The following is a 17,177-nucleotide window of genomic DNA, read 5'->3' on the forward strand; positions in this document are numbered from 1 at the left end:
TCATGCGAAGAGTTTATATCGACATCACCGGAACCACTCCTAATGAAGAAGAAGTTAAGGCCTTTTTAGCTGATAAAGACGCTGCCAAACGGGATAAACTGATTGATCGTCTGATCGACAGCCCTGCTTATGCAGATTACTTCGCTAATAAGTGGAACATGGTTCTTCGCAACAAAAAACTGCAGCCGATTGATATCGCCGGTACGAATGCCTTCTATCAATGGATCTGGAATAGCTTGTATGAAAATAAACCATACAATCAGTTTGTAGGTCAAATCCTTTCCGCATCAGGTGAGTTCCGACAAAACCCTGCAGTGGTCTGGTATCGAGAAGTCAATACTGTTGAAGAGCAGGTTGAAGATACTGCTCAGCTATTTCTGGGATTGCGAATTCAATGTGCCCGTTGTCATCATCACCCCTTCGAGAAGTGGAGTCAGAACGACTATTATGGTCTGGCCGCCTTCTTCAGTCGTGTAGGAACGAAAGATCCGACTGCTGGATCGATTGGGACGCGTGGTTTCCGGGACAAGAGAATTTTTCATAAAGAAGGCGCTGCGACAGCAAAGAATATTCGTTCGGGAGAAAATCTCAAACCAACGGCGCTGGGAATGCCGCCGGTGGAATTAAGTCCGGAGCGTGACCCCCGGGTTGCTCTCGTGCAATGGTTATCGCGAACAGATAATCCTTTCTTTGCGAAAGCGCTGGTCAATCGTTATTGGAAACACTTCTTCGGTCGAGGAATTGTGGAACCCGAAGATGATATGCGTGCGACGAATCCGCCTGCCAATCCGGAGCTTCTAGATGGTCTGGCCAAACACTTTGTCGAAAGCGGATTTGATTTGAAAGAACTGGTGCGTGCGATTTGCCGTTCCAATGCTTATCAACTCAGTTCGCTGCCAAACGAGCATAACCTGAAGGATAAGCAGAATTTCTCACGTTATTATCCGAAGCGTCTCACTGCGGAAGTGCTGTATGATGTCTTTCATCAGGTCACTAATTCGACACAGCGTTTCTCTGGTCTACCCGCGGATACTAAAGCGGTTCAGATTACCGATGCTACTTCGGCTCCCTACTTTTTGAAAGTATTCGGGCAACCTCAAGCGGATACAGCCTGTGAGTGCGAACGATCACAAAGTGCGAACCTTGCTCAAAGTTTACATTTGCTGAACAGTAAAGAAGTTCAGGATAAGATCACCGGGGGAGCCAGCCGTGCGGCGATGCTCGCCAAAGATACCAAACGCTCGAACGAAGAAAAGGTAAAGGAACTTTACCGTTGGGTATATTCTCGTGCACCGCAAGCTCAGGAGATGAAATTTGCCCTTTCCTATATCGAACGGCACAAAGAAAAACCTCAGGTTGCCTACGAAGATATTATCTGGGCACTGATTAATACCAAAGAATTCCTGTTCAACCACTAGTCTGTATCCAGGTTGCTGGCATCGTCTCCCGAGCCGTTTGGTTCGAGTAGATCGGTGTCGATGCCGCTATGATGAAAATGGATGCAAACTGGAATTGAAAATCTGATAAAAGTCTCCGAAATTTAAGCTGACAGCTATTTTAGGTTTAGACAATGGTTGTCAGCTTTTTTACAATAAACTTAAGTTAACCTGTGGCTCCCGGTTCTCTTGTTGAGAACCGGGCTTGCCCGCAGGTTCCCTCCTGAATTCCTCCCAGAAACTTCCATCCAGAAAATTGGTAGCAGTACTATGACGCATACGCGATTTTTTGATCAACGTCGTTATTTTGCGAAGGTTGTTTGTTTTCTCGTTGCAGGAATTAGTTCATTCTTTCTAACGGGCTTTTCCATTGTTCGGGCACAGTTACCTCAAACCGCTGTGTACGCTGTATCTCCTTCGGGAGGACAAAAAGGTCAAACGGTTGAAGTCCGTGTGACGAGTGGAAAAGATCTGGAAAAACTGGACGCTTTGTCATTCAGTCATACCGGGATTAAAGCGGTTCCCAAGATGCTGGAGAGCAAAGGCAAAAAGACTCCTGTTGCAAATACATTTCTGGTTACGATCGACAAAGCAGTGCCAGTCGGTGTTTATGATGTCAGAGCGCATGGCCTGTATGGTCTCAGTAATCCGCGTTCATTTGTAGTTGGGGATCTGCCGGAAAAAGCAGAAGTGGAGCCCAACAATAAGTCGGCTCAGGCCACACCTGTGGCAATGGATTCCTTAGTGAATGCGACTTTGCAATCGGCAACAGATGTGGATTACTATTCGTTCCCCGGCAAGAAGGGGGAAAAGGTTTCGATCGATTGTCGGGCCTCTCGCATTGATTCGCCAATGGTGGCGATTGTAGAACTCTATGGTCCCGACCATAAACGGTTGGCTACCGAAAGAGATACTTTTCGCAACGACCCCTATTTGAATTACACATTGCCCGCAGATGGAACCTATCAGGTTAAAGTTCGCGATTTGACATACACGGGGGGCGTACAACACATTTATCGATTAGGTATCCACAAAAAACCGCACATTGAATTTGTGATGCCACCTTCCGGAACGCCGGGAACAACTACAAATCATACATTATACGGCTACAACTTGCCGGGCGGAAAAACCTCAGACTGGAGTCTTGGTGATAAACCGCTTCAAGAGGTGCAGGTTAAAATTGCAATACCAGCCAAACCAGCTACGTTACAGATGGGCGAACAGGGCTTTCCCCATGAAGTGAGTGCTGATGGATTTTCCTACGTCTGGGAAACACCAGCAGGCAGTTCGAATCCTATGACGATTTACTTTGCAGAAGGCAAAATCGTTCGGGATGAACAAAACGTGGAAGAGACACTTACTTTACCTGGAGAGTTTGTCGGTCAATTTGAAGCGAAAAATGACGTTGATACTTTTCGGTTTGCAGGTAAGGCAAAACAGAAGTATTCGATTGAAGTTTTTGGTCAGCGAAATGGAATTGTGATGGACCCTGTGATTGTTGTCGATCAGGTCATCAAAGACAAAGCTGGAAAAGAAACGTTCAAACGGTTGGCCAATGTGGGGGCCACCAGCGTTTTTCCCGATCTGGGTGGAAAACTGTTTGATACTCGCACGGATGATCCCTACTACTTATTTACCGCTCCCGCTGATGGTGTATTTCGGGTAACACTGCGTGATCTTCAATTTGAAACACGTGGAAATCCTCGCATGTTGTATCGTGCTGTGATTCGCCAGCCCACGCCAGATTTTCGGCTTGCTGCATTACCTTTGAATCCTCAAGCGGTGAATACGGGTGGTGCACCCGCCTCGATCGCACTGCGTAAAGGTGATTGTTTCAAAATTTCCGTAATGGCATTACGCCAGGATGGATTTAACGAAACGATAGACCTTTCAGTCAAAGGTTTACCCGCAGGAGTTTCCTGCAAAGGGGCTAGTATCGGTGTGGGTACGAATAACGCAGAGATGATTATTCAGGCTGATGAAACTGCAAAAAAATGGTCAGGCCAGATTGAAATTGTCGGTCAGGCCACCGGAGCAGACTCTAAGAAGCTGGAACGCGTTGCTCGTGCTGCAACAGTATTACGGCCCGTTGCGGTTAATATTCGTGCAAATTCTCGTATCGCACGTTCTCTGGGGTTGTCGGTCATTGATGAAGTAGCCCCCTATCAGGTTGTGGCTAATGTGACTGAAATAAAAGTGAATCAGGGGCGACAGATTTTGGTTCCCGTCAAAGTTATCAAGCGAACAGGATTTGATAATGCGGTTGCGCTGGCCTGGAATGGGATCCCTAAAAACAGCAATATCACCATTCAGAATAAAACCATTGCGAAAGGCAAGCAGGACGAACTGTTTCAGTTATTTGTGAACAACAATGCCAAACCTGGCGTCTATACTGCTTATCTACAGTCGACGGTTGATGTCTCTTACCGTCGTAATCCCGGACAGGTAGACGAAGCCAAAAAGGATCAGGCGGAACAGGCTAAGAAATTAGCCGACGCACAGGCGGCGCTCGTTGCTGCAACCAAAAAACGGGATGCACTAGCCAAAGACAAAACGAAAACTGCAGCCCAGAAGAAAGTGGAACAGGCAAAAGCCGTTCAGGAAGTCACTGCCGCAACCGCAGCTGTGAAAACTGCAACTGCTGCTAAAAAAGCGGCAGATGCAAAGGTGGCTGCTGCGACAAAAGCGGCTACAGCCAAGACGGTTAAAGTCTATGCTCCTTCGACTCCCTTAGTCATTCGAGTGAATCCGGCACCGGTTACAATGACGTTAGCAGTTCCCGGTGGTGGTGCATTGAAGAAGGGGGCAGCCATTGATGTGAAGGCCACCATCAAACGTGTCAATGGGTTTAAAGGGCCTGTTCAATTAACGTTGCCACTGCCTCCTGGCATTAAAGGAGTCACAGCGGCGACTGTACAGATTCCCGCAGACAAGACGGATGCGACGATTCAGATTAAGGCCGGTGCTGACGCTACTGAAGGGGATTTAGCCAATTTAGTAGTTCAGGCCAAAGCCGATTTTCAGGGCGAAGCTTTAGTAGATGCAGCAATTAAATTAAAAGTTACCAAGTAGTATCAATATTCAGAAATAGTTACTTCAGAATCAAACACAGACAGTTGGTCGTATATTTCAACTGCTCAAACAGTGATAATAGAGGGGCATGTTATGCGGAACAGGTTTGCTAATTTATGTGTAATGTTAGCTGCAGTTTTTATCGCAGGAAATTTTGCAGTAGCGGAAGAAAAACCGATCGTACCTGCGAAAATCGCATTAGGGCGGCCTGTCAGCTTTGAGAAAGATGTCTTTCCGATTCTGGATGCGAATTGTATCGCCTGCCATAACATCGCCAAAAAAGAAGGTGCACTCGTTCTGGAAAGTGCCGAAGCCCTGATCAAGGGTGGGGACAGTGGTGCTTCGGTTGTGCCTGGAAAGCCAGATGAAAGTTATCTCTATCAAGTGGCATCTCGCACTGAAGAAAGCTTTATGCCCCCATTGCCTAATAAAGTGGGTGCGAAAGCCCTGACTCCTCAACAGGTCGGAATACTTCGTCAGTGGATTATTGAAGGTGCTAAATCCAGTGGAAAGTCTTCAGATTCGGGCGTTGCCTGGCAGTCATTACCACCCGGATTAAATTCCATTTACAGTACAGCTCTTTCTCCATGGGCACGTTATGCCGCAGTGGGGCGGGCGAATCGAATTGCCGTTTATGACCTTGCTTCCGGAACCGAAGTGGCTAAGTTAAACGATCCTGTTCTTGTCAAATTACAAAAAGAGGGCAAGCCGTTTTATCCACAAGGGGCCGCACATCGGGATTTTGTACATTCTCTGACGTTCAATTCTGATGGGACTTTGCTTGCTTCAGGCGGTTATCGGGTTGTCAAACTCTGGAAGAAATCGTTAGGCAGTGTTGTTAAAAAAATTGATCTTCCGGCAGCAGTTACCAGTTTGGCGTTGAATGCAGACCGTAGTGTGCTGGCTGTAGTGACAGCCGACAATGGTGCATCACTGTGGAAATTGCCCGCAGGGTCGAAATTAGTAGATTTAAAAGGGCACACTGGAGTTATTAAAGGTCTGGCTTTTACACCGGATCGTACTAAAGTTGTGACTTCGTCTGCCGATCAGAGTTTGCGTGTCTGGAATGACGCCGATGGAAAGCAAATTTCCACAATGAAAACCCCCGCAGTCATTAATGCTTTGACTGTCAGTAAAGATGGAACTCAGGTAGTCGCCGGCGGAGCGAATAACATTATTTATGTCTGGCCGCTGACGATTCCCGCACCAAAGGCTGGTGAAAAAGCTCCTGCGATTCCAGCCGCACTGGTTGAACTCAAAGGACATACCAAACCGATTACCTCTATCAAGCTGGTCTTGCCAGCGGGAATACAGTTGGTTTCCGGAAGTGAAGATGGCACCGTTCGCGTGTGGGACCTGAAGGGCAAAAAGCAGATTCGGTCAATCAATCATGCTGCTCCCGTAACCGCCGTCGATATCAGTCCGGATGCCAAAACTCTGGTATCGGTATCCGTCAATGGAACTGGAAAGATCTGGCAATTGAGCGATGGTAAGATGCTCAAGGAATTCCGTGGCGACTTGGGTAAAGAACGTCAAATGGTTCTGGCCACGGAGTCACAGACGATCGCGAAACAAAAAGTAGCGTTAGGTGATGCAGCCGTCAAAGCCGCTGATAAGAACGTGAAAGATCGTGAAGCAGAAGTGAAAAAACGAAATGAGGAGCTGGCTGCTGCGAAAAAGGCATTGCCTGTAGCTCAGAAAAAGGTGACCGATTATGCTCCGAAAGTGAAAGCCGCCAAGGATGCACTTGCAAAATTGCTGGCTGACCATAAAAAGAAAGGTGATGATGCTGTTGCGAAAGCCAATGCAGAAAAAGTGGCTGCAGATAAAGCCGTTGCTGCTGCAGACGCTAAGTTAAAGCAGGTGAATCTGGCAAATCAGACCGCCATTACCGCTATCGAAAAAGAGGTGGCGACAGCAAAAGCCGCTTTGGATACTGCCAATGCAGTCAAGCCAGATCCTGCTGATAAGACGGCTGCTAAAAAGAAGCAAGACGCGGTGGCAAAAGCACAGGCAACCTTTGATGCCGCCACGAAAAAGTTGGCGCCTGCTAAAGCGAAACAAACGAACGATACAAAGCTGGCGACAACAGCCCTCAACACAGCAAAACAGGCAGTTACTAAAGCAGTCGCTGCTGTGACAGCTGCGACGAAGTTAGCGGCTACGAAGGCGAACACGGCAGCCGCTGACAAAGCGGTCGCTGCTGCGGAAGCAGAATCAAAGAAATTAACCGATGCGGCAACAGCGGCAGCGAAAAAGATTACGTCTTCCGAACGCTCTGTTAAAGTTGCTGGTACAACTCTGATAAAAATCAAAGGACAATTGGTAGAGCGAACCAAAGAGAAAGCCGCCCTGGATGCCGTTACCAAGCAGGTAGACGTTGTATTGGCAGAAGCGAAAAAACAGGCAGCCGTCTTGACTCCGATGAAAGCAGTGGCGTTCTCGGAAGATGGTAAGCAGGTTGTAACCGGTGATGACAGCCAGAAGGTACGTCTCTGGAATGTGACTACCGGAAAAGAACTGGATACATTATCTGGTCATACTGCAGGCGTCTCATCAGTAGCCTATCTGTCAAAAACGGCTGTGATTTCCGGTAGTGCAGATAAGACAGTGCTGATTCAAAGTCTGCAACCTGTCTGGTCGTTGGTCGCCCAGTTAGGGGCTGATGCGAAAGATCCTACAAAGGTAGGCGCATCACCAATTTCGAATCGGGCGCTTTGCCTGGATTTCAGTCCCGATGGGAAATTATTGGCTGTCGGAGGCGGCGATCCTTCACGTAGTGGCGAAATCCTGTTATGGGATGTCGCGACGGGAAAGGTCGTTCGGAAATTTGATAGTCCTCATAGCGATACGGTTCTTGGTATCCGTTTCTCTCCTACCGGTAAATCAGTACTGAGTGGTGCTGCTGATAAGTTTGTGAAAATCTTCGACGTGGCAACAGGTAAGTTTGTAAAATCGTTTGAAGGACATACACATCACGTTCTCGATGTCTCCTGGAAAGCTGATGAATCGACGGTCGTTAGTTCGGGTGCAGATAATGTAATTAAAGTCTGGAACATTGAAACCGGCGAACAAAAACGAACGATCAAAGGATATTCCAAACAAGTGACCTCAATCAGCTTCATCGGACTGGGTGCTAATATTGTCAGCGGTGGCGGAGATAAAACCGTTCGCATGCATCTGACAACCAATGGTTCTAATTTTCGCAATCTGGCTGGTTCCACTGATTACGTTTACAGCGTGGCCGGCAGCCGAGATGAAGCGACTGTGATTGCCGGTGGTGAAGATGGAGTACTGCGAGTTTGGGATGCCAAAACCGGTAAGTTATTAAGCAGCTTTAATCCCCCTCCTGTACCGGCAACCAATCAACAGGCAAAAGCTGGTAAATAAGTCTATTCGACTTTAAGATCAACTAATCATGTTCAAGTGACTCTGTAACATCTGCTGCAGAGTCACTTTTTTTGTGTTTTGTTTGTGAAAATCTTCCGGGTTTGATCACCTGATTGCACTGTACCGGTCGACTGATTATATTCGCTAAAGAAATTAAATCTTGTCAGAACTCAGCAGGAAACGCCAGATCATGTCCGAACAGCTCAGTGCACGTATTTTCGCAGAATTAGAGAGTCTGATTCTGATTGACCCTCATACTCATATCAATCCCCATGCGGCCGCTTCTACCACGTTGGCAGATATCATGGGATATCATTACTACACTGAGTTAGCACACTCTGCAGGCTTAGCCAAAGAGTTAATTGAAGAACCCGGTATCGATCCCAAAGAAAAAGTCGGGCGTCTGGTGACTCAGTTGGGAGATTTGGACAATACCATCCAGGTCAGCTGGTTATTGGATATCTGCAAAGAGTTCTTTGACTTCCAGGACGAAGCGATTACAGAGTCCAACTGGGAGAATCTCTACGACACCGCTGCCAAGAAAATGGCGCAACCAGACTGGGAACAGCAGGTCTTAAAACAGAGCGGGCTCGAACAGGTCTTTTTGACGAATGATTTCGATGATCCTCTGGAAGGCTTTGATACAAATCTTTACATTCCGTGTCTACGCACCGATGATCTGGTGTTTCACCTTTCCAAAAGTGAAACGCGCGAGCGTCTGGCCAAATCAACTCAAATGGATATTGGATGTGCCAGCACGCTGAGGGAAGCAATCGGCAAGTTGTTTTCTCATTTTACATCCAAAGGGGCGCGGGCCTGTGCCATTTCGTTGCCCCCCGATTTTTCTCCTGTTTCAGTGACTGCAGATCAGGCCGACTCGGTAGTGAGATCGCTTTACGCGGGATCAGAATTAAGTTGTGAAGAGGCGCGAACCGTCAGTCAATTTGTGTTCTGGACCTTGGCTGAATACTGTGCCGAACATCAACTTCCCTTTGATCTGATGATCGGCGTCAATCGTCGGGTGTATGAAGCAGGTGTTTATCAAGGGCAGGATTTGTATGATAAACGAACTTCTCTGATCCTCTACAAGGATTTGTTCAATGCATTTCCGAATGTGACTTTTCCTGTTTCGGTTTTAACGAGTACCAGTAATCAGGAACTGGTCAGCTACAGTTGGATATTTCCGAATGTGGTCATCAATGGTCACTGGTGGTATTCCAATACTCCGGCATTTATTACCTTCGATTGTAAAAGCCGCCTGGAAGCGGTGCCGAAAACGAAGCAAATTGGTTATTACAGCGATATGTACAAACTTGAGTTTGCCTTACCGAAGTTTCGTATGTATCGTCGTGTATTAGCGAATGTTTTGGCCACTGATTTTGTAATCAGCCGTAATTGGTCGGAACAACGTGCGATTGAACTTGGAAAGCTGGTTTTGCGAGGGAATGTTGAGACAATTTTTGGTTGTTAATCATGAGACTCAATCTATTGAAGCGATTGCATCAGGGCCCGCTGAGCTTTAAAATATCATTCAATTCCAGTTTTAAACATCTCATTATCATTTCATAACAGGGGCATTTTAGATGGCTACGTTGGTCATGTTACAGGCGGGTCAGGCAGTCTCTTATTCACTAACTGGCGAAGAGACAGTCATGGGTCGGCATCCAGATTGTCAGATTCAGCTTGATTCCAATATGGTATCGCGCCGCCATGCGCATGTCGTTGGAGATGGTGATCAGTATTTCGTAGAAGATCTGGGAAGCGGTAATGGAACTTTTGTCAACGGTAAAAAGATCGAAGGCCGCACTTTACTGGCTCATGAGGATCGTCTGAAAGTAGGTCCGATTCTGTTTCGTTTTGAAGCCGATCAGAGTAGCCAAACGAAGTCGAGTCCGGTGTCAGCACTGAAGGAGACCGGTTTTGATATCGGATTTTCGGAAGAAGAGGGTGATGACGAATCGGCAACCATCATGGGGGCTGTTGCCGGCGGAGGGGGCTTTGGTGGTCTTGATGTCCGTCCCGAATCCAAATTAAAAGCAATGATTGAAATCAGCCGCAGTCTCGCAGGAACAGTGGATCTGGAAAAACTCTTGCCACAAATTCTGACTTCGCTGTTTCATATTTTTCCCGCGGCCGACCGGGGTTGTATTTTACTCAAAGATGATTCAAACGGGGAAATGGTTCCCCGTGCCTACAAGCACCGTCGTGCAGGGGAAGATGCGACCGTCAAACTTAGCCGAACGATCGTGCGGAAAGTTCTGGAAGAAAAGTCTGGCATATTATCTGCCGATGCAGCAAGCGATGCACAGTTTGACGCCAGTGAATCAATTTCCAATTTGTCAATTCGGTCCATGATGTGTGTCCCAATGCTGGGGCTTTCTGAGGAGCCGATTGGAATTATCAATATTGATACGCAAAATCCAGTGCAGCAATTTCAGGCAGAAGATTTGGATTTATTGATGTCGGTTGCAGGCCAGGCTGCGCTTTCGTATGAAAGTGCGCGGTTGATGACTTCCTACATGGCAAAGCAGAAGCAGGACAATGAGATGGACATCGCCCGTAGTGTGCAGGAGGGTTTACTACCCAGTTCGGTTCCTGAAGTCGAAGGTTATGAATTTTTCGCCTCATACGATTCGGCACAAGCGGTCGGGGGGGACTATTATGACATATTCGAATTGCCCGATGACAATATAGGACTTTCGTTTGGTGATGTTGCGGGAAAAGGAGTTCCCGGCGCCATGATCATGTCCCGCATGTCAAGCTGCGTTCAAAATACCATGCGATTTGTGCATGAGTGCGGTCCGGCTGTCGAGGCGATTAACGATCATATGTGTGACAGCGCGGTCGAGGGACGTTTTGTAACGTATGTACTTGTGATTCTGGATACAAATAATAATCGATTATCATTGGTAAACGCCGGTCATATGTCACCGATGATTCTTAAATCTGATGGTTCACTTGAAGAATTTCCGGATGAGAGTATTGGAATGCCGATTGGTGTGATGGAAGGTTATCCTTACGAAGTTGTGGAACACGAAATGGCTCCTGGTGAAATCATCATTCTGTTTACGGATGGTGTCGACGAAGCGATGAATCCCGCTGGTGAGTTATATACGTTAGACCGGATGCGCGATTTTATTAAATCAAACAAAGATAAAAATGCAGCCGAGTTAGGGCAGGCATTATTAGCAGATGTCAGGCGGCACGCTGATGGCCGTCCACAGAATGATGATATAACAATAATGACATTCGGGCGTGTTTCCTGAACTGATGTTTTTATTACTACCAACTTGATAGCCAAACCATGTCTGCCAGCCTGTATTTACAAAATAATGGCGATAGTTCCAGACTGGAAATCAAGGGGGAGCAGATTACGCTGGGCCGCCATCCGGATTGTAATGTCTGCCTGAAATCCAATACGGTATCTCGCTATCATGCCCGCATTAATGTTAGCGAGGATGAGCAATATCTTCTGGAAGATCTCGGTAGTGGTAACGGGACTTTTGTTAACAATGTACTTGTAAAAGACCCGGTCGTATTGCTGTCAGGCGACCAAATATCGATCGGTCCTTTTCTCCTGGAATTTTCCAGCGATTCTGAATATGAAAAAAGTCCGAATGAAGGTCTGCTGACTTCTTATGGTTTCATTCCTTCTCTGAAGAATGTTTCACTCCGGCCTCCTGCCATAGATAAATCTACGATATTGAGAGCGTCTGAGCCTTCGGGAGAGATCGAGAGCTATCAGATTAAGCCGGAAATCAAATTGAAGGCGATTCTGAAAATCAGTCGTACGATCGCTTCCGCATCTGATTTGGATTCCATGGCCGAGAAGGTTCTAGAGGGTTTATTTCATATTTTCCCTGCTGCAGATCGAGGCTGTATTTTATTGCGCGATCAAGAGAAACTGCGATTTTTTCCGAAAGCAATCCGGCATCGACGTGAAAATGATCACGAAGCGTTGCAGCTTAGTCGGACTGTTTTGAAAGCGGTGACCGATAATAAAACGGGTGTGCTTTCAGCAGATGCCGCCAATGATGAACGGTTTGAGCTTAGTGAATCGGTTTCTACGTTGACGCTACGCTCGATCCTGTGTGCACCGATGCTGGGCATGGATGGTAGCGTGATTGGGATAATCAACCTGGATACACAACTTGCGGGTCAGATGTTTTCTGAGGACGATTTGGAACTTTTAATGGTGATAGCCGGTCAGACTGCACTTTCGTATGAGAGTGCCCGATTGATGATATCACATGTGGAAAAACAGCGCTACGATAATGAGATGGAGATCGCAGCTCGCGTGCAGAAAGGGCTTTTGCCTGCAAAAATACCTGAAATTGCGGGATACGATTTTTTTGCATCCTATGAGGCAGCCCGGGCCGTGGGTGGGGATTATTACGATTTGATTAAGACGGATGAAAGTCTCATCTGGTTTGCTTTGGGGGATGTAGCGGGTAAAGGAGTTCCTGCTTCACTGGTGATGTCGCGTGTGTGCAGTGCCGTTCGCAGTACAGTGGAGTTTGTGACCGATGTGACTGATGCTGTGCATCGGGTAAACCATCATATCGATGAATCGGCGCACGATGGGCGATTTATCACGTTCATTCTGGGACAGATCGATCTTACACGAAATCTGATTTCCTTTGTTAACGCGGGTCATCTGGTTCCATTGCTCTTTGAGCCAGACGGCACATTAAGAGAGCTGATGGGAGATCATCCGAGCGTTCCGCTGGGAGTGATGGAAGATTACGACTATCAAACGATTCAGCATCAGTTTCAACCCGGCGAACGATTGATTCTGTTCACAGATGGCGTGACCGAGGCGATGAATGAAGAACGCGAACAGTTTGGCCTTGATCGATTAAAGGCAGCCATTCTTGAATCAAAGACAGGATCCAGCAAACTGGGCGCTTCGATCTTGCAAGCGGTCAAAACATTTGTGGGTCAAAATGAACAATATGATGATTTGACGCTGGTGATTATCGGTCGGGACCCGGCTTAAATGAAAAGTGAGACGCGAAGAATTCGCGTCTCACTCATTGATTTTAATGCTGAATCCCAATTTGGGTTAAAGGGAAATCTCGGTTGGTTCTGCGACTTTTCGATATCCCATGCTGTGTATTACTTCCAGCACTTCACTCCAGGTTGGGAACTGACGTCCACTTCGCCTTTTGTAGTCATCCATGGCTTTCATGAAGTCCACTTCGGGCTCGCTATAGTCACGTTCGCAAGTTGTTGGATCAATCTGACGTCGTCGTTCTACTTTACGCTGATCGATAACTTCATGCTTTTCATGAATTGCTTCAGTAGCGGAAGCGATTCTTCGCTTTACGCGTCGACGATCCACGACCAATTCTGTTGGGGGGTCAAGCTGTTTTACCATGTTTAATTTAAGCCTTTTTAGAGGGGAGTAACTTTGCCTGAATTAACTGATTAGTAAATACGCAGTGATAAGAATCAATATAAGAAAATCAAATATTGATCTGGGATGGTTATCCCTGAGTATCTCATTTCCTGTTGATGTTCTTTTTGAGAAGAATCGATCCGCAAAACCAAATTATTTCTGGCCTGGGAAAGAATAAGGAGCTAACCTACTCTATTAGTATTCCCACTAAAATGGGATTGGGCAGTCTGTTTAAAATAATTAACACTGATAAGTGCGATAGAGATTGCCGATTGAGTAGTCATCCCGGTTATGCCGATTATCGGGTAGGGATAAAGCGTCTGTGTTCAGAATTGTGTACAGAATCAAAGAATTTCAGTTTGTGGGGTCCAGTGAACCCAGACCCAGGATGACTCGGACCTGGGACTTCTGAAAACCGGCTGCAAAAAAGAACCCATCAAAGGATTGGAGCAGACTTTTCAATCCAGACAGTTTTTTCTGGCCTTTTTCCAGGTCTCCCCCCTGACCCTTGGCGAGTTGTTGCGCTAGAAAGTCAGAATTCTGATCGATAAAGGCTCGAATCGAGGTGATGTTGAAGAAACAGAGCTGTTTTTCTTCTCGGAAAAAAGTTTCTTTCCATGTATGAAATACGGGAAGTGCGGCGAGACTCTCTTCTGATTTCAAAGTGAAAAACTCCTTGATCAATTCGGGAGAACTGGCAAAAACAAGCTGTTGCTCGTTAATTCCGTAAGCAGGCTGATAAGGTCCCATGCCTTCGATCCAGCGCATTTTATATAAGTTATGGTCTTCGCTCTTAAAGATAGAAGGGTTCTCAATATGCGACTCCTCGGCGTTGTAATGAGTAATCATGCTGTTCATCAAATAATTCGCCACATTTTCAAGAGCAAAACGAGATCGCGATTTGTTTGTTGCACCCGTTGGTAAATCGGATGTTGAGAGCTGCAGAGCTACAAGACCATCAAAGGGAATTGAGTCAAAAGAGAGTTTTTTGCGTGGAACCGAATAAAATAGAATATTAGGACCTAGTGTTTTGGAGAGTTCTGTTACCGGATCGAGTCCTCCGAGCAGGCCGATACTGACGGCATGAATTTTCTGCCATTTCTCGGGATTCTTATCAGCATAGAAGTCAACGATTTTTCGCGTCAGCAAATGGACGTTGAGTTGTCCGGAGAGTACAGCCAGTGCATTTTTCGGAATCTGACTGAATTGATCTGGTGTCTCGGCAGGGACTCGTAAGACATTCAGTAAGGGGAGGTTGATCTCTTCAGAATTAAACAGGATCACCGTTTCCAGCGCTACCGTATTATTGAGATGAAGTCCGGCAGTCACTCCCCCTGTTTTATGCCACCAGTTGACAACGCCTTTCTCGATTTCATTTTTGGGTAAAATGATGTGCTCGTCCCAGATTCGTGGATTCAAAAAGACGGAGCCTGTTATGTTTTTAGTCAAGACCGACTGAGCACGTTGATACATTTTCAGATTGAACAGGCTCGATTGCTTTTCGCGAGACTGTTTTTTGAGATGTTGGTTTACATGCAGATCGATGGTCGATTGCAAAATCTGTTTATTTTCAGTAACAATCAGCGTTTGTTCCAGAAAGGAATAGTAAACCCGTGGCGCTGAATTATCGGCGGCTGATGCCTGATGCCTGGCTATAAAATAGGAGACATCTTGATATGAGGATGGCGTGACCTCAATTCCTGTTTTTTCGAACCAATTTTCAAACAGACTTTTGGTGTTGTTTGTGTCTTTGACTCGGGTCAATAAAAGCAGGGAAGGATTTTTTTTCGGGCCATTATTAAAAACAGCCAGTCCCACGGATTCACCAAAGATCTGATTGAGCAAAGGGAGCAGGGGTTGCTGCGTTACCGATTCGATATCGCGTAATCCCTGTTTGAGGTTTTTGACATCCTGGCTCTCGAGCCATGACTTAAACACTTGAGTTTGCCGAAAGCGTTTGACCAGAGAGGAATCGAGAAATTGTTTCAAATGTGAATTCAGATCAGTGGCTTCGAAATAGATCCCGGCTTGATCATCAACCAGTTGGGTTAGGGGCTGTGGAGTGAGCGGCGCTGCAGCGACTGCCGATGATATGCCGACAGATACAAAGAGTGCAAATGCCAGAGTGAGCGAGTGTAAAATTCGGTGTGTTAGCATCAGATTTGGTTTCAATCGATTTTGTTGTTTCATAAATTCCATACCTGGCGCACTCCTGGCAAGTCTTAAACAATTTGAAATGAGAAATCGTATCTCATTCAGGAACGGAAACGAGTTAAATATTTGTGGATTCTTCAGGAACAGAATGAATGATGAAATTCCAGGCATGTCCAATCTGATCTTTCAGTGGTTGCATTTCTTTGTTGATATCATCGACCCAGTTAGATTCTTCAGGCATGTTGTCTGTCGAACCGGGAGCAGCTTGCGCGACGGGCACCAGGTTCACGGCTTCTGTCATCGTGCCCGCGGTGCTTTGTGCCAGTCCCCAGGAGGCGGCTCTGGCATTTTGCAGTAACTGGTTCAATTTGTTATCGCTGGTCTTTGCTTGTGTTGAAAGTACGGGTTGAACGGGTTTCACGCTCTGATTGACTGCCATAGTATTGGAGGGCAGCACATCGGAATGATCAATCGAAACATTAATGGAAATCGCAATTAATAAAGCAGCCACGGTCAGGACGCTGGCATAAATCCAACGGGTGCTTGAACGTGACTTTCTGTTTTGTGGAGCGGAGATCTTCCCGGGTTTTAACTGAACCAGACTGGAGTGCTGCGATTCAGCGAGTTGTGAAAAGACAGCCTCGACGAGGTCGACATCAGGCAGCGATTGTTTCCAGGCGGGCAATGTATGTTCTACGATCAGAAAGTCTTCCCAGACTCTCTGATGATCTGGTGTTTGCGTTGCCAGATTTTCCAGTTTCGGGCGCTGATCGAAATTTTGTGTTTCGATCATGTTTTCAATTTCTGATTGGTAATCAACGAGATTCATGTCTGACCTCTGGTACAATTCCACGCTGTCTGAGTGTTGACGCTAATTCCTGTCTCGACCGGTGTAACCATGTTTTGATGGTTCCCTCCGGTCGCTCCAGTACTTCTCCAATTTCCTGACAGCTCATTTGTTCCTGATGAAATAAAATAAAACACGTACGATGGTCTTCGCGTAACAGATTAATGGCGTTCTGAAGTTCTTCACCGAGATCTTGTAATTGTTCTGGCGATTGACAAACTGCCAATTCAGAAGCGAACTCTGCAGGAATTGGTCGTTTCGACCTTTTGCTCAGAAATGTTCTGCATCGATTGGCGGCGATGGTCAATAACCAGGGTTTTAATGTGCGGGCAGTGTCCCATTGGTGAAGGCTGCGAAATGCGCGAACAAAAACTTCCTGTGCCACATCTTCGGCATCGTGCCGATGTCCTAACATTCGGTAACAGAGTCCAAAGATCGAACTTTGAAACCGTGCAACAAATGCGCGCATTTCTTCCGGATTACCTTCCAGGCAACTTCGGACTAACGCCGCATCTTCTTCATTCACGGAGAAATCCCGTTTTTAGTCATGTATTGCGGCCATCTCCAGCAGGCTTTCCTGTTCCTGCTTTTTCACGAGGGCTTACAATACTAGAGAAATCTAAATCAAAACCTCAGGCCATTCTATTAAATATACCAATCCCACTTGCCATTGGTTTCAGCTGGTATCAAGAAATTTGTGAAACAGCCAGTAATGTCAGATGGTATATGTTTGTATTCAAGTGCACGCTTCGGTCAGTTCCAAAGAAATCAGTTTTCTAATGTTGACTTTACTTATCGCAGTTATGATAATTAAGGAAGATCATTTAACCGATATTTCCCATTTGGGTTGAGCCAGGAATCGATCCAGGCTCGAATC

General features: G+C 46.4%; 10 protein-coding genes. 6 read left to right on the forward strand and 4 right to left on the reverse strand.

Annotated features, from left to right (window positions below; all coding sequences use genetic code 11):
* The 6 genes from Q0668_RS10115 to Q0668_RS10140 all read left to right on the forward strand — a co-directional run.
* On the forward strand, window positions 1-1,418 hold a 1,418-nt coding region (locus tag Q0668_RS10115; RefSeq protein ID WP_298863752.1), incomplete at its 5' end, for a DUF1549 and DUF1553 domain-containing protein.
* Window positions 1,419-1,706: 288 nt separating this feature from the next.
* Window positions 1,707-4,508 (forward strand): PPC domain-containing protein, encoded by a 2,802-nt coding sequence (locus Q0668_RS10120; RefSeq protein ID WP_298863755.1) that lies wholly within the window; start codon window positions 1,707-1,709, stop codon window positions 4,506-4,508.
* A gap of 93 nt (window positions 4,509-4,601) precedes the next feature.
* The gene (locus Q0668_RS10125) at window positions 4,602-7,898 is read left to right on the forward strand and encodes a c-type cytochrome domain-containing protein (protein ID WP_298863758.1); all 3,297 of its coding nucleotides are present in this window, start codon (window positions 4,602-4,604) and stop codon (window positions 7,896-7,898) included.
* Window positions 7,899-8,088: 190 nt separating this feature from the next.
* On the forward strand, window positions 8,089-9,369 hold the full coding sequence (locus Q0668_RS10130; RefSeq protein ID WP_298863761.1) for a glucuronate isomerase: 1,281 nt from the start codon (window positions 8,089-8,091) through the stop codon (window positions 9,367-9,369).
* A gap of 112 nt (window positions 9,370-9,481) precedes the next feature.
* Window positions 9,482-11,164 carry a SpoIIE family protein phosphatase gene (locus tag Q0668_RS10135; RefSeq protein ID WP_298863765.1) on the forward strand — a complete coding sequence of 561 codons (1,683 nt, stop codon included), beginning with the start codon at window positions 9,482-9,484 and terminating at the stop codon, window positions 11,162-11,164.
* Window positions 11,165-11,202: 38 nt separating this feature from the next.
* A complete protein-coding gene (locus tag Q0668_RS10140; protein ID WP_298863767.1) occupies window positions 11,203-12,897 on the forward strand; it encodes a SpoIIE family protein phosphatase in 1,695 nt (564 codons plus the stop codon).
* A gap of 66 nt (window positions 12,898-12,963) precedes the next feature.
* On the opposite strand, the gene Q0668_RS10145 is transcribed toward Q0668_RS10140, so the two are convergent.
* The 4 genes from Q0668_RS10145 to Q0668_RS10160 form a co-directional block, all read right to left on the reverse strand.
* Entirely contained in the window at window positions 12,964-13,278 is a 315-nt protein-coding gene (locus tag Q0668_RS10145) for a hypothetical protein (protein ID WP_298863770.1), read from the reverse strand.
* A 375-nt stretch (window positions 13,279-13,653) separates the two neighbouring features.
* Window positions 13,654-15,489: a hypothetical protein gene (locus Q0668_RS10150; protein ID WP_298863772.1), complete on the reverse strand. Its 1,836-nt coding sequence runs from the start codon at window positions 15,487-15,489 to the stop codon at window positions 13,654-13,656.
* A gap of 82 nt (window positions 15,490-15,571) precedes the next feature.
* Complete coding sequence (locus tag Q0668_RS10155; protein WP_298863774.1) at window positions 15,572-16,246, reverse strand: hypothetical protein; 675 nt, start codon at window positions 16,244-16,246, stop codon at window positions 15,572-15,574.
* Between the two features lie 22 nt (window positions 16,247-16,268).
* The gene (locus Q0668_RS10160) at window positions 16,269-16,826 is read right to left on the reverse strand and encodes an RNA polymerase sigma factor (RefSeq protein ID WP_298863777.1); all 558 of its coding nucleotides are present in this window, start codon (window positions 16,824-16,826) and stop codon (window positions 16,269-16,271) included.
* Window positions 16,827-17,177: the final 351 nt, after the last annotated feature.

The sequence above is a fragment of the uncultured Gimesia sp. genome (assembly GCF_937910335.1).
Lineage (GTDB): Bacteria > Planctomycetota > Planctomycetia > Planctomycetales > Planctomycetaceae > Gimesia.